Here is a 19,733-nt window from a genome sequence, read left to right as displayed (position 1 = left end):
AATCACGAATACAATTCCGGCCGATAGCCCTCCGCACCCCAATGCTCCATTCGCGGCCGGCGTGCGGGCGTGGGTGGATTGTAGTGCCGTGACAGCGCCATCAACGCCGTCCGCAACATCAGCTTGGCGGAACGCACTGGCCACTGGCGCTCACGTTCGACGGCCTCCAGCCGCTTCATGAAGCAGCAGACATCAAGCGCCACGCCGGCGAGCTCCGGTCCCATTGCTTCCAGCGCGCGATTGACCCCCGACCCGCGCGGCGATCGCGCTGTCGGTTAGGTCCGCTCTGCCGCCGCGGGCTCCATTCATACGGCTTGCGTGACGCGGTTCCCAGGAGGCGGTGATCCGCGGCTTTGACTGACTGCGCGTGAAATCGGCAAGCAGCCGGTCGCCAGCAGCAAGCGCCTCCACCGGGAGAAAACGGCCCGCCACTCTTCTCCTTCAATCGCGCAAGGCTTGAGAGCGGCGATTCCTCCCGGTTAATCCCACGAGCTGCAGGCAGCGGTCCACCTCGGCCGCAAAATGGCCGATTGCGCCATGCTGTTCGATGAAGGCCTCCTCCCTCAGGGAGGCGGCACGCCTGAGATAGGAGCGCGCAGCGGGGCACAGGCAAATCCGCCCGCTTCCGCGGCTAGCCAGCCCGGCGGATACAGCCTCGACCAGCAAGGTTTCGGAAACGATTTGAAGCGAGCCATCGCCGAGGTGCAGTGACAGGGCCGGGCCCTCGCATGCCTGCTCCCGCGCCTCGCCGCGCGCCAGGAACCTCAAAAGTTTCACCATGGCCTTGTTCGCGTCATTCATTCCCGAATACCCCGTTCGATCGAAACACAGAATTGACCGTCCCTTCGACGGCCGCGACGAATTCGTCGAACGCCGGATCGTCACGGCGATCCTCGACGACATGGCAAGCATGTCCGACCGTCGTGCGGTCACGGCCGAAGGCTCCACCGATCTCATAAAGCGGGATCTGGAGAGCGACATGGCAGACATACATGGCGATCTGTCTGATATGGCAGAACGTGCGGCGCCGATCCCGACGCATCTGGATGCGATGGCTGGCAAGCATAACCATCTCGGTGGTGATCTGCGCGCAGATCCGGCACACAGCGCGGACAGACATCGTTGCGGGAGGTGAGGCAAAACCAGAGGCCGCGCCTTGCGCCGTTGCTACTTGGGGAAAGGATGGCGCAGAGGCGCCTGGCAAAGCAAAATTTGCATCGGCATACGAACTCCTAAAATAGGAATTAATTCATACACCCTACACAGGAAAGAAGAAGCCGCGACAGCGCAACTTTCTGTTGTTTTGGTTCGTCAATTTCTTTAACGGGCGGAAATAAATAGGATTATTTTCCGCATGCATTCACCCCAAAAACACAAAGCCGGGCTTCCGCCCGGCTCTACAGGATCAAATCCTTGGCAAAATCAAACGCGTCCGCGCTTGCGACGCTGACCGAGCCCCATTTCCTTTGCGAGGCGCGAACGCGCTTCAGCATAGGCCGGCGCTACCATCGGGTAGTCGACAGGGAGCTCCCACTTCTCGCGGTATTCTTCCGGCGAAAGGCTGTGATGGGTCATTAGATGGCGCTTCAGCGACTTGAAGTTGCCACCGCATTCCAGGCAGGTAATCTGCTCATCCTGGACGGATTTGCGCACCGATACAGCCGGCTTCTGCTTCTCGACGACCGCTGTTGCAGTCTGCGGCGTCGACGTGTTGCTGAGTGCCGAATGCACGTCCGAGATCAAGTTAGCGAGATCGCCAACTGGCACAACGTGGTTGCTGACATAGGCGGCGACAATATCTGCGGTAAGCTCCACCAGCAATTCCGGCCCGCTACCGGCTGCAGTATCCGTCATATTACGTTTCTCCTGTTTCAATGCTCCAAAGGTCTCGACCCCTTAAGACAAGACCGTCATCGTAGAGCAACAGCAAAAAACCCAGGCTACGGCTACCTGTTTCGAAAAACTGAAATCCACCCCTAGATTCCTGAGGCCGAAACCCGTTCTTATACTGCCTGATTTCGAATTAGTACGCTATCACGCAGCCCACTTCCTCAATTAAACACTGAAATTCAAAGCCAAGGAGGAAATAAGCAACGTGATTCTAATTCAATATCAGAACTCTACTTAGACCATCAAATATCACCGTTTTGCGAAAACGCCAATTATTATTTCATATATATCTACCGAAAAATGCACCTTCGCAAGAATTGTTCATCGAGAACCCAAACATTAACCATTAAGAAATCTGCAAGTGGGTGCAAAAATCAACTTAAAATACTGAATCGGAAGCGCTCTCATCTTTTGGCGAGGTCATCGCGCACGGATTGAGGGCCGAGGCGGTATCCTGTCTGATGCGCGGCCTTGGCAAGGAGGTGCGTCGCGACCGGCGCCGTCAACAGGAAGAAGACGAAGCCAGCAAGCGCGCGCGCAAAGGTCGCGACCTCGCCCGATGCGACTCCAGCGGCAAAGAGCAGCATGCCCGAGCCCACTGTGCCCGCCTTGGACGCGGCATGCATGCGCGTATAGAGATCCGGCAGCCGCACAACGCCAAGAGCGGCGACAAGCGCAAACCCCGAACCGGCAAGTAGAAGGAAAGCGACGAGGAGCGCTGCCGCGTAGTCCATCATTTCTTGCCCTTCCTGTCTTTCTTGCCGCTGCGTTTGGCCGCCACTTTGGGCTTTTTCGAGGCACCCCCCGCATTTTCGCTGTACCGTTCCGCGACAGTCGCGCGCGACATGACAAAGCGCGCGAAGGCGACGGTCGCCAGAAAGCCGACCAGGCCCAGCGAAATCGCAATATCGATGTAGAGGCTGAAGCCCGTTTTGACCGCCAGCACGGCAATGAAACCGATCGCCGTGCCCGAGAGCGTATCGAGCGCCAGTATCCTGTCGGGCAGCGTCGGCCCGGCGAGGACCCGCCAGCCGGCCAGAAGGAAGGCAACGCCAAGGATCATCAGAGCAATCGCGGCGGCCGTGGAAATGATCGCGAGCGGTTCGATCATCGGAAGGCCTCCATGATCCGGCGCTCGAAACCGTTGGCGATATTGCGTTTGGTCGCCTCGGGATCGGAGCAATCCAGCGCGTGGACGTAAAGCGTCATGCGGTCGTCGGAAACATCGACCGACAGCGTGCCCGGCGTCAGGGTGATCATGTTGGCAAGAAGGGTGATCTCGAAATCGCGGTCGACAGTCAGCGGAAAGGCGAAAATGCCGGGCTGCAGCCGCATATTGGGCGTCAGCACCGTGACGGCGACCTTCCAGGCCGAGATCGCCAACTCCTTCAGGAACAGAAGTGCAAGCTGCACGATCGCCCACGACCGGCGAAGATACCCCCGGCTGCCATAGGGTTCGCGAACAACGGACAAGCACAAGGCGCCGATCGCAAAGCCGAAGAGGAGGTTGTGCGGCGATGCATTGCCGGTGACGGTAGCCCAGGCGACGGCCAGCAGGACGTTCAGCAGGAGGGCAATCATGGCATCCCTCCATCCGGAAAGACCGATTGCAGATAGGGCGTCGGATCGATGAGACCGTTCGCTGCTAGCTGCGCCATGTCAAGCAACTGTTCGGGCAGTATGCCGAACGCGACGACGAGAGCCGTCAGGATGGCGAGCGGCAATCCCGCCTGCCAGCCGATGGAGGCTGCCGCCTGCGGCGCCGCCGCCGGCCGCCAATAGGCGAGCAGGAAGACGCGCCCGAAGACCACCGTCAGCAGGAAACCGCCGATCAGGATCGCCGCGGCCAACCACCAGGCGCCGACGTCGATCGACGCCCTGACCAAAATCACCTTCGGCCAGAAGCCCGAAAAAGGCGGCAGTCCGCAGGCGGCCACGAAGAGGATGAAGGAGAGCGCAGCAAAGCCGCTGCTCTTGCGATAAAGGCCGCCGAGCCCTGCTAGCGAGAAGCCGCCAGCAAGGGCAGCCGCCTGTCCGGCCAGAAGATAGAGCGCCGTCATCAGCACGATCGAATGCAGCGCGTAAAAGATCGCGCCGGACAAGCCGCCCGGCGTGCCGAGCGCAATGCCGATCAGCATGTTGCCAATGCCCGATATCACGACGTAGCCGAGCAGTTTGCGGATATCGTCCTGCGCCAGCGCCCCAAGCGCGCCGATGATGATGGTCGCTGCCCCGGTTGCCGCGATCAGCAGGCTCAATTGCTCGCGCTCGACCGGCAGCAGCATGACGATGATGCGGATCAGGGCGTAGACGCCGACCTTGGTCAGCAGACCGGCAAACAGCGCCGACACGACGATGCGCGGCGTATGATAGGAGGCCGGAAGCCAGAAATTGACGGGAAAGGCCGCGGCCTTCATCGCAAAAGCCAGCAGCACGAGCGCCGACAGCGTCATCAGCGGCGCGGTGTCGCGCACACTTTCCACCTTGCCCGCGATGTCGGCCATGTTGAGCGTGCCGAAGACCGCGTAGACGATGCCGACCGAGATCAGGAACAGCGTCGTGCCGATCAGGTTCAGCACCGCATATTTCATCGCCCCGTCGATCTGCCCGCGCTCCGAGCCGAGGATCAGCATCCCGAAGGACGAGATGAGAAGCACCTCGAACCAGACGTAGAGGTTGAAGACGTCGCCCGTCAGGAACGCTCCCGAAACGCCTGCCATCAGAAGCAGGAGGAAGGGGAAGAAACCGTATCGCCGGCCGCTTTCGGTGACGTCCTTCAACGCATAGAGCCCGCCTGCGAGCGCCGCGATGGCGGCGGTCAAGGCCATCAGCGCGCCGAAGAGATCGACGGTGAAGGCGATACCGAAGGGCGGAAGCCAGCGCCCCATCACCATGGTCAGCGGACCATGCGCGACGACCTTTGCCAGCAGCGCGGCATCCAGCAGGACCAGAACGGCAAGGCCCGGAATGGCGACCTGCGCCTGCAGCCGCATCGAGTTGCGCATCATCAGCAGCACGGCGCCGAGCGTAATGCAGAGCGCGACAGGTGCGATGACGAGCCAGTTTGAAAGAGGCACGGGCGCTGTGACCATCGCAGCCGAGAGATCGGCGATCGTGTTCGTCGGGGCCGCCATCTAGTACCCCATCGGTGGCAGCGGCGGATCGGCGGGCTCGGCGACACGCATCTTGTCCGTGTTGTCGGTGCCGATGTCCTGATAGGCGCGATAGGTCAGCACCAGCAGGAAAGCGAGGAAGGAAAACGAGATGACGATCGCCGTCAGGATCAGCGCCTGCGGTAGCGGATTGGCGGCGCCTTCGGGGAGCGTATCGAGGTTTGCAGGGATGATCGGCGGCACCTCGCGCGTCAGCCGCCCTGCCGTAAACAGCAACAGATTCACCGCGTTGCCTAAGACGGCGATGCCGAGCATGATCCGGATCGAGAATTTCGACAGCATCAGATAGATCGCGGCGGCGAAGAACAGGCCGACGAGGATGGCAAACAGCGGCTCCATCACTCGACCTCCCTTTCCTCAAGCGCCAGCGCGATCGAGGTGATGGCGCCGACGACGACCAGGTAGACCCCGATATCGAAGAGCATGACGGTCGAGAGCGGCACTTCGACACCTGCTACTTCAGGATAGACCCACAGCCCGGTCATGAACGGTACCGCAAAGACAATCGAGAACAGACCGGCGCAGGTCGCCATAAGAAGACCGGCGCCCGATATCGACAGCGGATGGAAGACGATGGCCCGGCGCACGGCCCCAACGCCGCGGGCAATGCCGAAGATCGCCAGCGCCGAGGCGGCAATCAGCCCACCGATAAAGCCGCCGCCCGGCTCGTTGTGGCCGCGCAGCAGGACGAAGACGGAAAAGAGCAGCATCAGGGCCGTCAGCACCGGCGCGATCGTGCGGAAGATCAGCGTGTTCATGGGCGCTCGACTCCGAGATCCTCAGGCGCATCGGGATCGTTTTCCGCAAGCTTGCGCTCGGTCTGCGCGCGGATGCGAATGAGGGCGAGGATCGCAAGGCCGGTGATGGCAACGACCGCGATCTCGCCCAGCGTGTCGGTGCCACGGAAATCGACGATGATGACGTTTACGACATTGGCGCCGTGCGCGATGGTCCTCGAGTAAGTGTTGAAGAACTCCGTCAGCGCGTTGTTGAAGGGCCCCTGAGTGGCTTTCATCAGAAGAAGCGCAAAGCCGCAGCCGCAGGCGATCGCGATGCAGCCATCCAATATCTTCTGACCAAGCGGCCGCCGATCGGCCGGCGACAATTGAAGGCGGGTCATGACCAGCGCAAGGATGACGACCGACAGGGTCTCGACCATGAACTGCGTGAAGGAAAGGTCGGGCGCACCGAACAGCAGGAATATGATGGCGACAGAGAAGCCCTGGATGCCGAGCGAGACGATCGCCGTCAGCCGGTCGCGCGCGATGACAACGCTGAGCAGGCCAAGGACGGCGAGCAGGAAGATCGCCCATTCGTGGATCTGGACCTCTCGCGGCCAGACGGGCAGCGCCGGCATTTCGCCAAAGAGCCAGAGCGGAACAAGCAGGGTGGCCGCGACGCAGAGGAAGGTGCAGGTGATGTAGAGTTCAAGTCGTCCCGGCTGGACGAAACGCGTCACGCGGACCGACAGTCTGATGAGGCCGGTGATAAAGTAGTCGAACCCACGATCCGGTCCGGGTCCGAGCCTTCGCAGCACCGCCGCGATGGTCAGGCGCTCTTGATCTATCCGCCAATAGACAAGAATGCCGAGCGCGATCGTAAGAGCAGAAAGAAGCAGTGGCACGCCAACGTGCGGGACCAATGAAATCTCGATCATGCTCGACGATCCACGGATAGCGGACGCCGCGGGAGACGAGATGTAGAGGTGCGCGGTTGCAGAGAAGACCGCACCGATCAGGCCCAGTAGTGCCAGGACCACGGGACCAATCCACAGCAAGGGCGGGGCCTCATGCGGGCGCTTTGGCGTTTTCAGGAGCGGCCCGAGAAACGGCTTCAACGCCACCGCGAATCCGACCGCGAACATCAGCGCATTTCCGACCACTGCAACCAGCGTAAAAACGATCGATCGCGGGTCCGCATGCGCCAGCGCGGCATAAATCTCTTCCTTGGCGAGGAAGCCGAAGAACGGCGGCAGACCGCCCATGGAAATCGCCGCGGCGAGTCCGGCCGCAAAGGTCAGCGGCATCGCCGACCTCAGGCCGCGCAGTCTGGTAATGTCGCGCGTGCCGGTCTCATGGTCGATGATGCCGGCGACCATAAACAGCGCGCCCTTGAAGAGCGAATGCGCCACGAGGTAGAGCGCCGCTGCCTCGATGGCGTAGCGCGCGTCGAAGCCCGTCAGCAACACCAGAAGGCCAAGCGACGAGACCGTCGTATAGGCAAGCTTGAGCTTGAGATCAGTCTGGCGGACCGCAAGCAGTGTGCCAACGATCAGCGTCACGCCACCAAAGAGCGGCAGCAAGATCGCCCAGGCTGATGTCCCGCCCATCACCGGATTGAGCCGCATCAGGAGATAGACGCCCGCCTTCACCATCGTTGCGGAGTGCAGGTAGGCGGAGACGGGCGTCGGCGCCTCCATCGCGTTCGGCAGCCAGAAGTGAAACGGAAACTGCGCCGACTTGGTGAACGCGCCGCCGAGAACGAGGATCAGGATTGCCAGATAATACGGATTGGCGCGCAGCAGATCACCCGATCGCAGCAACGTCGACAGGTCGGTCGCGTTTGTTGTGCTCCAGATCAGGAGCAGGCCCGCCAGCAGCAGGAGGCCGCCGCCGCCGGTGACGACGAGCGCCTGCAGGGCGGCGCGACGGGCAGCCTCGCGCTCATGATCAAACCCGATCAGCAGGAAGGACGTGATCGACGTCAGTTCCCAGAAGATGAAGAGCATCAGCAGGCTGTCCGATACGACGAGGCCGAGCATGGCGCCCATGAACAGGAAGATGAACGAGAAGAAGCGCCCCTGATCCGGATGGCCTTTGAGGTATCCGCCGGCGTAGAGGACAATCAGCGTGCCGATCCCGGTAATCAGCAGCGCGAAGGTCACTGAAAGACCGTCGAGCAGCCAGGAAAAACGGAGGTCGAAGCTCGGCACCCAGGCATAGCCACCGGTAATCACCCCGCCGCCTGATATCGCGGGCAGCAGGCTGGCAAAGTGCGCAAAGGCCAGCAGCGGCGCGAGCGCCAGCGGCCAGGCGGCGTTTGCACCAAAGACGCGAACGAGAAAAGGAGCGAGAACGGCGCCGAGAAGTGGCAGACACAAGGCCGCAAATGTCAAAGCCGTGACACCGGCCATGTGCCCTCCGCTGCTGGCGACGCTTCGTGGAGCCGGCCAAAGCCGGAAGTCCCGTCAGGTGTACGAGAACAGGCGCGCTGTCACAAGTCTTGTTCGACAGAGAGCAACCGCCAACGGCAGATAATCACAGGGAACGATCGTTTCGGGTCTGCAGACTGCTTGCGGCATCTTCGAGGCGCTCGTTGAAGCGATATCAACCGAGGCGGTCCAGGGCGCTTTAGGCCTCCGCAGCGACCAACATTCTCGACGAAGCATCAACGAGATCGCAGTTTTCGCCGGACCGGGATGCTGCCTTGACGAGCTCGGCGTCCCTTGATCCATGCGGCCTTCCGCACCACATTGCTGTCGAAAATCAGAGCCGTACCCCCGGCGCGAAAGGAACAAGCCATGGCCGATACGACAATCGCCAAAGTTCACAAGACCGACGCGGAATGGAAGGAACAGCTGACCCCCGAGCAATACCGGATCACCAGGCAGCATGGCACCGAGCGTGCCTTCACAGGACCCTATTGGGATTCGTTCGAAACCGGGCTCTATCGCTGTGTCGGCTGCAACTCGCCGCTGTTCCGCTCGGATACGAAGTTTGATGCCGGTTGCGGATGGCCGAGCTACTTCGAAGCGGTCTCGCCCGACGCGGTGACCGAACACCGCGATACGACCTACGGCATGGTCCGTACGGAAATTCGCTGCGGCACCTGCGATGCCCATCTCGGCCATGTCTTTCCCGACGGCCCGCCGCCGACCGGCCTGCGCTACTGCATCAACGGCCACGCGATGGTATTCGAGCCGGAGCAATAACGCTTCGGCCCGAAGGCCGGTCAGAAGCGTTCGACGACCGCGCGGACGCTTTCATCCAATGACAAGCGGGACGTGTCCAGTATCGCGCACTTCTTCGCCACGGCCTCGCGGCGGAGGAAGGATGCCCAGATCATCATTTCGGCGTTGGCAAGCTCGGGCTGCCGACGCTCGACAGCCAGGCGATGCGTTCTTGTTTCGTCATCGCAATCGGCCAGCAGCGGCAGATAGGCAATGCCTGTTGCCGCTGCCGCTTCTTCCAGAAATGCAAGGCGCATCTGGCCTTCGAGCAGTTGATTGCGGCCTGAGTGCTGCGCCTGCGCGAGGCTCTCAAACCACTTGAAGGTCATGGCCCGCTGCCAACCAGCCGGCGAGCCGTAGTCCGCCGCCATCCTTGAGAGGGGGGGAACGCCGATGTCATCGAAATGGTAGACGTCGATCTTACCTGCGAACCGAGCGGCAACCGCCTTGGCAATCGCCGTCTTGCCTGATCCAGAAGCGCCGGTGAGGATGATGAGGCTCACTTCGTGACCCTAAGCTCCATGCAGGTCAGATCCAGCCAACGGCCGAACTTGGTACCGACTTCCAGGAAGGTTCCGGTAATACGGAAACCAAGCTTTTCGTGCAGTTTGATGGAGGCCGTATTCGCGGCCTCGATGCCGGCGATCATCACATGGATGTTGGCGTCGGCGGCGCGCTCGATCAACGCCCGCATCAGCAATTCACCGATGCCCGCGCCGCGGCAATCCTTGTCGACGTAGACCGAGTGTTCGACCGTGTGGCGGTAGCCATCGAAGGCCCGCCAGTCGCCATAGGAGGCATAGCCCGCGACCTTGCCATCCTTCTCCGCAACGATGACCGGGAAGCCCTTCGTCTTCCTCGCCTTGAACCATTCGATACGGTTGTCGAGATCGACCAGCGTGTCGTTCCAGATCGCAGTCGTGTGCTCGACAGCGTCATTGTAGATATTGCGGATCGCCGGCAGATCGGCTTCGGTGGCATCGCGCACGAGAACGGCGTCGGTCATTTCAGGTCCAGTTTCGTTCGGTTCCGGCAAGCGGCATACGCCCGGCATTCAGCGTTGTAAACCAGCTAGATCGAGCGCACGCCGCATTGGACATAGCCATTGGGGCCGTGTCTGAACGCAACGATCAGAGCCCAGCGTTTGCCATGCTGAAGCAGGTGAGTACCGCCGAATAGTGCACGGCCGCCGCGGCCACCACGAAGCCGTGCCAGATGGCGTTCTGGAAGCGCAGCTTCTCCCACACGTGAAAGATGACGCCGAGAGAATAGATGACACCGCCGACGAGGATCAGGAGCATCGAAACATAGGGGATGCGTTCCGCCACCGGCCCGGCAACCAGGATGCCGCTCCAACCCATCCCGAGATAGAGAAGGATGGCAAGCTTGTCATAGCGGCCGGGAAACGCGCATTTCAGGAGGATGCCGAGCGCTGCGATCGCCCATATGCCGATCAGCATGCCTAACAGCAGCGGGTTGTCGGCACCGCGCTCGAGGAAGGGCGTATAGGTCGCGGCGATCAGGATGAAGATCGAGGAGTGATCGAGACGGCGAAGGAACCACTTCGTCCGCGAAACCGGCCAGGCGTTATAGGAGAAGGAGATGCCGATCGTCAGCACCAGGCCAACGCTGTAAATCCAAGCAGCGGCGAGTTCACCGTGGGAGCTCCAGAGCGTGGCGTAAAAGATCAGGACGGTCGCACCGATGAGCGCAAACGCCAAGCCCACGCCATGGACGACGCCGTCGGCGATCAGTTCATATTTGTCGTAAGCCCAGCGAATACCGTTGAACTCTGTCATGCTGGGAACCCCTCACCTTTCCACCCGATCGTCGCACCGAAACGGTGTGCAGGCAACACAACAGAGATGGCGAACCATTAAATCTTCGTGAGCTTTGGACACCGATTCTTGCGCTTGGAGATATACGGGCGAAAAAGGGTAGCCGTGAAAGCGCCACCCCTGATAGCACGACAGACAAATCAGCCCATGCAATCCTCGCAAAGGGGCGCATAGGGAACAGCGCCAAGGCGCTCCTTGGAGATCGGCAGGCCGCAGCGCACGCAGGTGCCATAGGTGCCCTTTGCGATCCGGTCGAGGGCAGCACCGATGGCCCGCAGCTCTTCCTGACCGGCCTGCCCAAGCCCCTCGAGCACTTCGTCGTTTTCGCTCTCTGTCGCGCGATCGTCGCTGTCCTGCTCCTTGGTGCGCCCGAGATCGACGTCGATGCGGTTCAACCGCGATTCAAGCTCGCGCTGGCGATCGCGCAGGATCTTCTCATAGGTCTGCATGTCGGTCATGGATGTTCCTCCATCGGTCCTTTGCCGTTTTTCTTCTTAGCGCTGCCTATCGACCAGCACCGAGCATTTGGCATGCCTGACGACACGGTCGGCGGTGGCGCCGATGAAGTAGTTGCTGAAGTCGGGGGTATGTGAAGCGACGATGATGAGATCCGCACCATGCGCTTCCGCGGCGGCGAGGATGCTGTGGGCCGGGCGGCCGTGACCGATCTCGATCATTGCCGGTATGCCGCTCGTTCGGATCAGCATGCCGAGCTTTTGCTCGGCATCATCGATGGCGTTCTGGATCAATTCGGCGGGCAGATCGATCGCAACATAGGTGGGCACGTCCTCGACAACGTTGAGCAGGACGATCTCGCCTCCCGTATCAAGGAGCGTGGATGCCTTGCGGAATGCCCTCTCGCCGCGGTCCAACGCGCCAATTTCGATCGGAACGATGATTTTCTTATACATTCAGGCCCTCCAGCGGTGCCGTTTCGAACTGCCCACATCCTCTCAGGAGATAAATAAGGCGCTTTGATCAAGATCAAGATCGGCACCGATTGTCGTCAATGATTGTCGAACGCTGAATCGCCAAAAACTGGGCTTCTGTGAACAATCGAAATCCGCCATATAGGGACCAAGTACAGCAACCAAGGATCTCTGAGGCACATGAACCGGCGCAAATTCCTTGGTATCGCTACGGGCGGCGCTTTCGCCGCCACCGCCGGTACGCCTCTCTCATCCAAGGCAGGAGAAAGACGCATGACCACTGAAACTTCCTACGCTCTGACGCGCCCTGCCTATGTCGACCAGTCGCATCTCGTCGTTACCGACCTGCCGCTGGTTTCCAGTTTCTATCAATCCATGCTTGGCCTTGAGGTCATCGAGAATAGCGCCAGCGGCGAAGTTCTCGGTGTGGACGGCACGCCGCTTCTGACGCTGACGACAGGCAAGGATGTCCGTATCGCGCCGCGCAATGCCGCCGGTCTTTTCCATACGGCCTTTTTGATGCCCAGCCGCACCGAGCTTGCCCGTTGGCTGCGCCACGCAGCACACAACAACGTCGTGCTGGACGGCGCATCCGATCACCTCGTCAGCGAGGCCATCTATCTCTCCGATCCGGAAGGCAACGGTATCGAGATCTATGCCGACCGTCCGCATGAGCAATGGAAATTCCATCAAGACGGCCAAGTGGAAATGGCGACGCTTCGGCTCGATCTCCAGTCGCTCTACAACAGCGCGCCTGACGACGCCTGGGACGGCATGGCCGGCGGCACAGCCATCGGCCACATCCACCTGCAGGTCGGCAATATCCCGGAGGCCGACACCTTCTACCGCGATGTGCTCGGTCTGAAACTGATGGCGCAGCGTCCCGGCGCCAGCTTCTTCGCGACCGGCGGCTACCATCATCATGTCGCCGCCAACGTCTGGAACAGCCGGGGCGCCGGACCCCGCGCGGACGGCATGACCGGTCTCTCGGACTACACGCTTTGCTTCAACGACAAGGCTTCGCTCGACAAAGCCGTCGCCAAGCTCGACGAACTCGAGATCAACAGCGAAAAGCGCAATGGCGGCGTCTTCCTGCACGACCCCTGGGGCATCGGCCTGACGCTCTCTGCCTGACCCCTCAGGAACCTCAAGGGGTTTCCACGCGTTTCCGTCGCGAAGCATCTGGGCTTCCGGGGGACCTTGTAACGATGGGAATTGCCAACGGCATCCGCAAGCAGGCCAGCAAGATCACGATGGGCGAGCGCCCTGTCAGTGCCTGGGCCGAAAAACTGAGCCAAGACGCGGAGGAGATGCCGCAGGCGCCGACGCGCCGCGTCGAAAAGGACGGGCTGGATATCACGATGGCCTGGGCGGTTATCGGCATCTTTGCGGTACTGGCTCTTTCGGCCATCTACATGATGTCGCTCATTCTCGTCCCGGTGACGCTTGCTGTGGTCGTCGGCATGATTCTCGGGCTGCTGGCGGAAAAGCTCAGCAGACTCGGCGTTCCACGCATCACCAATGCCGTCATCCTGTCGACCGGCGTCGCGCTGGTGATCATTCTCGTCGCCAATTCGCTTGCCGGACCGCTGACGACCCTTGCCAATGAGGGTCCGGCTTTTGTGGAAAAGACTTTCAACCGGCTGATGCCTTATCTCGAGCGGATCAGGTGGCTGCACATTACGCCCGAGACCTTCCAGGGCGGGCCGATGTCGAGCGAAAAGCTCCTGGAAAACACCGGCAACGTGCTGCATCTCATCGGCGCCAACCTTACCCCCGCCCTTGTCCAGGCGCTGATTTTCTTCGCCGCGCTGCTGCTCTTCCTTGCCGGACGTGTCAACCTGCGCAAATCGATCATCATGGTCTTCCGGACTCGCTCACAGCGGCTTGCCGCCATCCGGGTGATCAACGGCGTCGAACAGGTCCTCGGCTTCTACTTTGCCACGGCTTCGCTGATCTATGCGTGCCTCGGCGTCGTCATGATGGTGATTGCCTATCTCGGCGGCCTCTCAGCGCCGGTGCTCTGGGGCTTCTTTGCCTTTCTTTCGAGCTTCATCCCCTATCTCGGCATTGCCTCCATGACGCTGGCCGTCGCCATCGCAGGCATCCTCACCCATGATGGCCTCGTGGTGGGGCTCGCGCCGGCCGCGGCCTTCTTCATCGTCCACCTCGTCATGGAAAATCTGGTCTTCCCCGCTGTGATGGGAAAGCGCTTGGAAATCAATCCTTTCGTGGTGTTTCTGGCAATTCTGTTCTGGACTTGGATGTGGGGCGCGGTTGGTGCTATGCTGGCTTTGCCACTATCACTGATTGTCATGACCATCATCGATGAACTTTTCGTCGAGGAGAGACCGCAGCCGCAATTGCCGAAATAATTGAGGTAAGACTCGTCAGATGGCAGAAATCGATCTTGCAGAGTCCAGCCAGAACCGGCTGAAGAGCGGCACCCCCCCGTGGAGCCGTGCCGGCACGAAACCCGCCTACCAGCCACTTCAGGATAATCTCAAGGTCGACGCGATGATCATCGGCGGCGGGATTACCGGCGCGCTGATGGGCCAATACCTTTCCGAACGCGGCCTTTCGGTGGTCGTCATCGACCGCGAGACACCCGGCCTCGGCAGCACTACGGCGAGCACGGCCATGCTGCAATGGGAAACCGACCGGACGCTCGGCGAACTCGAGCACTTCTATGGCTTTGAGCGCGCCGTCGGCATCTACAGGCGAAGTGCCGCCTCGGTCGCAGGCCTCTCCAAGCTGATCGTCGCCAACCGCATCGCCTGCAATCTGCTGCCACGGCAATCGCTGTTCCTGACCAGCAACCAGGAGGGCGCGGGTGATCTTCTGAGAGAGGTCGAGCTTCGTCGCCGGGCCGGTCTGCCGAGCCGGTATCTGGAGCATTGCGATCTCTTTACCGAGTTCGAATTTGACCGCGACGCGGGCATTCTGTCCCGCGGCTCTGCGGAGGCAGATCCGCTGCTCCTGACCTGGGGGCTGCTGGAGATTGCCGTGAAGCAGGGTGCACATCTCATTGGCGCTTCGGTAACCAAGCTTCACAGCGAAGGCGGAGATGTAACGGCGGAAACCGACGGCTCTTTCGTCATCGAGGCGAAAACCGCGGTGCTTGCCACCGGCTATGTCATGCCAGGGATCGAGATGCCGAAACTACATCGGACGACGTCGAGCTGGGCTCTGGCGACAATCCCGCAGGATCCTGCGGCGCACTGGCGGGACCAAGTGCTGATCTGGGAAGACAGCCACCCCTATCTCTACATGCGCACGACGCCGGACGGGCGGATCATCGCCGGCGGCGAGGATGACGACACTATTGATCCTGATGCCCGCGACGCCAAGCTTGCCGGGAAGATCATGGCAATCCGGGAGAAGATGAAGCGGCTCTGGTCGAGGGCCGACACCCGCGTCGCGACGGCATGGTGCGGCACCTTCGGCGAAACGTCGGACGGACTGCCGCTGATTGGCCCGGTTCCCTCGATGCCGCAGGTCTATGCCGCCTACGGCTACGGCGGCAACGGCATCACCTTCTCTTATCTTGCGACACAGGTTATCGGCGCAATGATCGGTGGGGGATACCGCGACTGGTTTGACGATTTCGCCCTCGATCGCGATGCGCCGGCGTTCGTTGAGCGTCTGAGCATCGGCGAGGACAGCCGGGAGGTCGCCCTTAGCTAACTCACTGCGTCGTCTGGTCGTCGCCCATGTCGTCGACATCCTGCAGGCGGACGAATTCGACGCCCTTGGCCTTCAGGTCGAGGATCGCTTTGGCGACGCCCTCGCCGGCCGCATGGGTCGGCTGATTGATGTGGGAGATCACCACGTCGCCGTCCTTGGCGGCTGCAATCCGCTTTTCTGTGACACCAGCGCCGAGCAGCGAGCCGCCGTCGCCGTTCACGGAATAACCGGCGATGCGGTATCCCATTTCACGGATCTGCACGATCGAGGAGCGGTCGTATTTGGCCGTCGAGCCGCGGAACCAATGCGGCGGGGCAATGCCGGCCGCAACCATAGCATCGGCGCCACCCTGCACTTCCTGGCGCACGGCCTCCGGCGACCCGGCTGCCGCAATGCCGTAAATCGAGACCGGCTTGTCGACGGCTGGAGTGTGGTTCTGCCCGTGATTCTCGATTTCGAACAGATCGGGATTCTGAAGGAGGACCTGCAATGCCTGCGGATTGTGCTTCAGCCAGCGCGCGGTGACGAAAATGGTCGCGGAGATCCGCTCGTGGACCAGCACCGAGAGGATACGGTCGTCGGCTTGGCCCATGCAGGCGTCAAATGTCAGCGCCACGCGTGCGTGACCCTTGACGCCCGACGCGCCAATGCGCAGCCGCGGCTCCACCAGCTTGGGCCCGACCGCCTTAGGCGCCTGCGCGACATTCGGCGGTGCAGCGACGATGGTCTCGTCCTGCGCGGGAAGAGCGGCAGCAGCGGCTGCCGAGACGGAGGCGATCACCAGCGCCGAAACAAGAAAAAGACGATTCATGCCAAAGAGAAGCCATTCATGGTTCAAGCACTGCATAATGCACGCAGCGCGCCGGCGCCATGTGGTCTGATGCCGCTTGCGATTCGCGCCAGCATCAACGAAAGAGCTGATGCCTGAGGACTAAGGCTTCACAAAGGCAAAGCAGGAGAAGGCCTCTCCGCCACGCAATCAGTCATAGAGATAGTACTTTTCCCACTTCTCGCGCGGGACCTTCCCGCCGATCGTGTATTGCAGATCGCGGACGTTCATGTGCTGCGGACCGGTGATGCAGGTATAGGACAGATGATACCAATCACCCTTGCTGCGGAAGACCGCGCCGGGCGCCTCCAGCTTGTCGTCGCTAGGGACCGGATCCTTGAAGGTATAGGCAATCACCTTATCGGGCTTGTAACCGGTCTCGTCCTTGTTGATTCGGCTCATGGCCTCTGTGTCGCAACTCTGTTCGAGACGGGTCGCGGGATCGAGCTTTTCGAGTTGCTTCTTGATTGCGGGATCGACTGCGAAGGCTGGAAAGGCAAGGCTAAATGCGGACAGAAGCAACACGAGACGTTTTGGCATTACGGTGGGATTCCTTTGCATTCTCATTCCGGAATCGCCTGTGGAGAACCGAGGTTTCCGCAGTCGTACAAGGGGGCAAATTCCGGGCGACGTAGCGGACTTTCTTAAACAATGTGGTGACATCAAGGCAACGTGAGCATTCCTTCGGTTTTGCCGCTGACCTGTCTTCGGCGCTTGATCGAAGGCATCCGCGTCTCTATCTCTTGCCCACCTGACACCACGCATCCGGAGCCTTCCTTGACTGTCTTCAAGAACCTGCCGAACCCGCCCGCTGCCGCCAAGAAGCCGACCTCGGATACGCGCCACGGCATCACCCGCACCGACGACTACGCCTGGCTGCGCGCCGACAACTGGCAGGCGATGTTCAAGGATCCGTCGATCCTCGATCCCGCGATCCGCCAGCATCTCGAGGCCGAAAATGTCTACATGAACGCGGCGATGGAAGACACCAAGGCGCTGCAGAAGACGCTGTTTGCCGAAATGCGCGGCCGCATCAAGGAAGACGACAGCTCCGTGCCGATGAAGGACGGCGACTACGCCTACGGCACCTTCTTCGTCACCGGCGGCGAACAGCCGCGCTACTTCCGCATTCCGCGCAACGGCGACGTCAAGGACGAGGCGATCCGCAGCGTCCTGCTCGATGGCGACAAGGAGGCCGCCGGCAAGGCCTATTTCCGGCTCGCCGGCCTTGACCATTCGACTGACCACCGCCGCGGCATCTGGGGCTATGACGACAAGGGCTCCGAGTTCTATGCGCTCCGCGTCCGCGATCTTGCGACCGGCGAGGATATGGCCGACGTGATCGAGAACACCGGCGGTGGCGGTGTCTGGGCGCCCGACGGCAAGAGCTTCTTCTATTCGGCGCTCGACGAGAACCACCGTCCCTCGAAGGTGTACCACCACATTCTCGGCACGCCTCAATCCGAAGACCGGCTGGTCTACGAGGAGAAGGATGCGGGCTTCTTCATGGGCGTCGGCGGTTCGCTGCTCGACGACTTCATCTACATCGACATCCACGATCACGAGACCTCGGAATACCGCCTGCTTTCCACGAAGGACCTGACGGCCGAGCCGAAGCTGGTCGCCGAGCGCGAGGAAGGTATCGAATACTCGATGACGGAAGGCGGCGACGTCTTCTACATCCTGACGAACGACGGCGACGCCAAGGATTTCAAGATCATGGAAGCGCCGGTTGAAAACCCGGGCAAGGTGAACTGGCGCGAGGTCGTGCCGCACAAGCCGGGGACGCTGATCATCAGCCACATGGCCTTTGCCCACCACCTGCTGTGGCTGGAGCGCAAGGACGGCCTGCCACAGATCATCATCCGCGACCGGCGCACCGGCGAGGAACACGCCATCGCCTTTGCCGAGGAGGCCTATTCGCTCGGGCTGCAGGGAGCCGCGGAATATGACACCGATGTCATCCGCTTTTCCTATTCCTCGATGACGACGCCGTCGCAGCTCTACGACTACAACATGGTGACGCGCGAGCGCACGCTCCTGAAGACCCAGGAAGTGCCCTCCGGCCACAATCCGGACGACTATGTCACCCGCCGCGTCTTCGCCCCGGCCTGGGATGGCGAGCAGGTGCCGGTTACCCTGCTCTATCGCAAGGACACACAGCTCGACGGTTCGGCGCCCTGCCTGCTCTATGGCTACGGCGCCTATGGCATCACCATTCCGGCCGGCTTCAACACCAACTGCCTGTCGCTCGCCGACCGCGGCTTCGTCTATGCCATCGCCCATATCCGCGGCGGCAAGGACAAGGGCTTTGCCTGGTACGAAGACGGCAAGATGGAGAAGAAGACCAACACCTTCAAGGACTTCATTGCCGCCGCTGGCTATCTGAATCAGGAGAAGTTCACCTCCTACACCAACATCATCGCCGAGGGTGGCTCGGCCGGCGGCATGCTGATGGGCGCCGTTGCCAACATGGCACCGGAAAAGTTCGCCGGCCTGATCGCCGCCGTTCCCTTCGTCGACGTGCTGAACACCATGCTCGACGACACGCTGCCGCTGACCCCGCCGGAATGGCCGGAGTGGGGCAACCCGATCGAGAGCAAGGAAGAGTACGAGCAGATCGCCGCCTACTCGCCCTACGACAATGTCGGCGCACAAGCCTATCCACCGATCCTGGCGCTCGGCGGCCTCACCGATCCGCGCGTCACCTATTGGGAGCCGGCGAAGTGGGTGGCGCGGCTGCGCGAAAAGACGACCGGTTCGGCGCCGATCCTCTTGAAGACCAACATGGACGCCGGCCATGGCGGCGCTTCGGGACGCTTCCAGCGCCTCGAGGAAATCGCCTTCGAATACGCCTTCGCGATCAAGGTTGCGGGCAAGATGTAAGAGGCTGGGAGAAGCCCGTGACGGTCTATGTGGCGCTCCTGAGAGCCATCAATGTCGGCGGCACGGGCAAGCTGCCCATGGCGACGCTGAAGGCGGTCTGTGAAGAGCTCGGCTTCAGCGATGTGAAGACCTACATCCAGAGCGGCAACGTGCTGTTTCGCGCCGATGCGGCGGAGGCCGAGGTCGAGCAGAGGCTGGACGACGCGCTTGGAAAGCTGCTCGGCAAGAAGCCCGGCGTGATGCTGCGCAGCCGCAAGGAGCTGGAAGCGATCGCCGCCAACGCGCCCTTCCCCGACGCCAAGCCCAACTATCTGCTGGTGAGCTTCCTCCCTGGAGCACCGCCAGCCGATGCACTGGACAAGATGGTCGCCCCTGATGGCGAAGGGGCTGTTGTCGCCGGGCGCGAAATCTACGTCCACTTCCCTATCGGTTCCGGCAGATCGAAGCTCAAGCTGCCGGCCCTGAGGCCGGGAACGGCGCGCAATCTGAATACCGTGCGCAAGCTCGCCGAGATGGCGGCTCAGATGGAGGATGGAGGTTAGGCTCCGTTCC

General features: G+C 61.3%; 25 protein-coding genes. 6 read left to right on the top strand and 19 right to left on the bottom strand.

Annotation, left to right across the window (positions count from 1 at the left end; genetic code table 11):
- Nucleotides 1-2: 2 nt before the first annotated feature.
- The 12 genes from ATY79_RS31875 to ATY79_RS10375 form a co-directional block, all read right to left on the bottom strand.
- Nucleotides 3-224 (bottom strand): DUF6456 domain-containing protein, encoded by a 222-nt coding sequence (locus tag ATY79_RS31875; protein ID WP_280950878.1) that lies wholly within the window; start codon nt 222-224, stop codon nt 3-5.
- Nucleotides 193-411, bottom strand: coding sequence for a DUF6456 domain-containing protein (locus ATY79_RS31870; protein ID WP_280950879.1), 219 nt, complete (start codon nt 409-411; stop codon nt 193-195). The genes ATY79_RS31875 and ATY79_RS31870 overlap by 32 nt, the downstream gene beginning before the upstream one ends.
- Nucleotides 412-441: 30 nt before the next feature.
- Nucleotides 442-801, bottom strand: a complete 360-nt coding sequence (locus tag ATY79_RS31420; RefSeq protein ID WP_088703789.1) for a hypothetical protein — start codon at nt 799-801, stop codon at nt 442-444.
- Nucleotides 794-1,249, bottom strand: a complete 456-nt coding sequence (locus ATY79_RS30815; RefSeq protein ID WP_088703788.1) for a helix-turn-helix domain-containing protein — start codon at nt 1,247-1,249, stop codon at nt 794-796. The genes ATY79_RS31420 and ATY79_RS30815 overlap by 8 nt, the downstream gene beginning before the upstream one ends.
- Nucleotides 1,250-1,422: 173 nt before the next feature.
- Nucleotides 1,423-1,854, bottom strand: a complete 432-nt coding sequence (locus ATY79_RS10410) for a MucR family transcriptional regulator (RefSeq protein ID WP_007801148.1) — start codon at nt 1,852-1,854, stop codon at nt 1,423-1,425.
- A 440-nt stretch (nt 1,855-2,294) separates the two neighbouring features.
- Nucleotides 2,295-2,627: a monovalent cation/H(+) antiporter subunit G gene (gene mnhG / locus ATY79_RS10405; protein ID WP_189637996.1), complete on the bottom strand. Its 333-nt coding sequence runs from the start codon at nt 2,625-2,627 to the stop codon at nt 2,295-2,297.
- Nucleotides 2,624-3,001 carry a cation:proton antiporter gene (locus ATY79_RS10400; RefSeq protein ID WP_088703787.1) on the bottom strand — a complete coding sequence of 126 codons (378 nt, stop codon included), beginning with the start codon at nt 2,999-3,001 and terminating at the stop codon, nt 2,624-2,626. The genes mnhG and ATY79_RS10400 overlap by 4 nt, the downstream gene beginning before the upstream one ends.
- Nucleotides 2,998-3,471, bottom strand: a complete 474-nt coding sequence (locus ATY79_RS10395) for a Na+/H+ antiporter subunit E (RefSeq protein ID WP_088703786.1) — start codon at nt 3,469-3,471, stop codon at nt 2,998-3,000. The genes ATY79_RS10400 and ATY79_RS10395 overlap by 4 nt, the downstream gene beginning before the upstream one ends.
- Nucleotides 3,468-5,024, bottom strand: a complete 1,557-nt coding sequence (locus ATY79_RS10390; RefSeq protein WP_088703785.1) for a Na+/H+ antiporter subunit D — start codon at nt 5,022-5,024, stop codon at nt 3,468-3,470. Before ATY79_RS10390 ends, ATY79_RS10395 begins: the two co-directional genes overlap by 4 nt.
- Nucleotides 5,025-5,402, bottom strand: coding sequence for a Na+/H+ antiporter subunit C (locus tag ATY79_RS10385; protein WP_088692333.1), 378 nt, complete (start codon nt 5,400-5,402; stop codon nt 5,025-5,027).
- Nucleotides 5,402-5,821, bottom strand: coding sequence for a Na(+)/H(+) antiporter subunit B (locus tag ATY79_RS10380; protein ID WP_088692332.1), 420 nt, complete (start codon nt 5,819-5,821; stop codon nt 5,402-5,404). Before ATY79_RS10380 ends, ATY79_RS10385 begins: the two co-directional genes overlap by 1 nt.
- A complete protein-coding gene (locus tag ATY79_RS10375; protein WP_088703784.1) occupies nt 5,818-8,196 on the bottom strand; it encodes a putative monovalent cation/H+ antiporter subunit A in 2,379 nt (792 codons plus the stop codon). Before ATY79_RS10375 ends, ATY79_RS10380 begins: the two co-directional genes overlap by 4 nt.
- Before the next feature lie 387 nt (nt 8,197-8,583).
- On the opposite strand from ATY79_RS10375, the gene msrB reads away from it, so the two are divergent.
- Nucleotides 8,584-8,994, top strand: coding sequence for a peptide-methionine (R)-S-oxide reductase MsrB (msrB, locus tag ATY79_RS10370; protein ID WP_088692330.1), 411 nt, complete (start codon nt 8,584-8,586; stop codon nt 8,992-8,994).
- A 20-nt stretch (nt 8,995-9,014) separates the two neighbouring features.
- Here the strand turns inward: msrB and ATY79_RS10365 are convergent, their stop codons facing one another.
- From ATY79_RS10365 to ATY79_RS10345, 5 genes are all read right to left on the bottom strand, one after another.
- Nucleotides 9,015-9,515, bottom strand: a complete 501-nt coding sequence (locus tag ATY79_RS10365; RefSeq protein WP_088692329.1) for a hypothetical protein — start codon at nt 9,513-9,515, stop codon at nt 9,015-9,017.
- Complete coding sequence (locus ATY79_RS10360) at nt 9,512-10,018, bottom strand: GNAT family N-acetyltransferase (protein WP_088692328.1); 507 nt, start codon at nt 10,016-10,018, stop codon at nt 9,512-9,514. Before ATY79_RS10360 ends, ATY79_RS10365 begins: the two co-directional genes overlap by 4 nt.
- A 124-nt stretch (nt 10,019-10,142) precedes the next feature.
- Nucleotides 10,143-10,811 carry a hemolysin III family protein gene (locus ATY79_RS10355; protein ID WP_088703783.1) on the bottom strand — a complete coding sequence of 223 codons (669 nt, stop codon included), beginning with the start codon at nt 10,809-10,811 and terminating at the stop codon, nt 10,143-10,145.
- A gap of 179 nt (nt 10,812-10,990) precedes the next feature.
- Nucleotides 10,991-11,308, bottom strand: coding sequence for a TraR/DksA family transcriptional regulator (locus tag ATY79_RS10350; protein ID WP_088692326.1), 318 nt, complete (start codon nt 11,306-11,308; stop codon nt 10,991-10,993).
- Between the two features lie 36 nt (nt 11,309-11,344).
- Nucleotides 11,345-11,761, bottom strand: coding sequence for a universal stress protein (locus ATY79_RS10345; protein WP_088692325.1), 417 nt, complete (start codon nt 11,759-11,761; stop codon nt 11,345-11,347).
- Between the two features lie 291 nt (nt 11,762-12,052).
- Between ATY79_RS10345 and ATY79_RS10340 the strand changes: the two genes are divergently transcribed.
- The 3 genes from ATY79_RS10340 to ATY79_RS10330 all read left to right on the top strand — a co-directional run bounded on the left by ATY79_RS10340 (nt 12,053) and on the right by ATY79_RS10330 (nt 15,466).
- On the top strand, nt 12,053-12,913 hold the full coding sequence (locus ATY79_RS10340; protein ID WP_088703811.1) for a VOC family protein: 861 nt from the start codon (nt 12,053-12,055) through the stop codon (nt 12,911-12,913).
- Nucleotides 12,914-12,987: 74 nt separating this feature from the next.
- Nucleotides 12,988-14,154 (top strand): AI-2E family transporter, encoded by a 1,167-nt coding sequence (locus tag ATY79_RS10335; protein WP_088703782.1) that lies wholly within the window; start codon nt 12,988-12,990, stop codon nt 14,152-14,154.
- A gap of 19 nt (nt 14,155-14,173) precedes the next feature.
- Entirely contained in the window at nt 14,174-15,466 is a 1,293-nt protein-coding gene (locus ATY79_RS10330; protein ID WP_088703781.1) for an FAD-dependent oxidoreductase, read from the top strand.
- Between the two features lies 1 nt (nt 15,467).
- Here ATY79_RS10330 and ATY79_RS10325 read toward each other — a convergent pair whose 3' ends face one another.
- The gene (locus tag ATY79_RS10325) at nt 15,468-16,277 is read right to left on the bottom strand and encodes a polysaccharide deacetylase family protein (protein WP_088703810.1); all 810 of its coding nucleotides are present in this window, start codon (nt 16,275-16,277) and stop codon (nt 15,468-15,470) included.
- 168 nt (nt 16,278-16,445) lie between these two features.
- The gene (locus ATY79_RS10320; RefSeq protein ID WP_088703780.1) at nt 16,446-16,835 is read right to left on the bottom strand and encodes a DUF930 domain-containing protein; all 390 of its coding nucleotides are present in this window, start codon (nt 16,833-16,835) and stop codon (nt 16,446-16,448) included.
- Nucleotides 16,836-17,072: 237 nt separating this feature from the next.
- Here ATY79_RS10320 and ATY79_RS10315 point away from each other — a divergent pair, with 237 nt between their 5' ends.
- Entirely contained in the window at nt 17,073-19,181 is a 2,109-nt protein-coding gene (locus tag ATY79_RS10315; RefSeq protein ID WP_088703809.1) for a S9 family peptidase, read from the top strand.
- Nucleotides 19,182-19,198: 17 nt separating this feature from the next.
- Nucleotides 19,199-19,723 carry a DUF1697 domain-containing protein gene (locus ATY79_RS10310; RefSeq protein ID WP_088703779.1) on the top strand — a complete coding sequence of 175 codons (525 nt, stop codon included), beginning with the start codon at nt 19,199-19,201 and terminating at the stop codon, nt 19,721-19,723.
- Nucleotides 19,724-19,733: the final 10 nt, after the last annotated feature.

The organism is Rhizobium sp. R693 (genome assembly GCF_002211315.1).
Classification (GTDB): domain Bacteria; phylum Pseudomonadota; class Alphaproteobacteria; order Rhizobiales; family Rhizobiaceae; genus Rhizobium.
The sequence above is the reverse complement of the archived record's forward strand: the minus strand, read 5'-3'. Positions and strand labels throughout refer to the sequence as shown.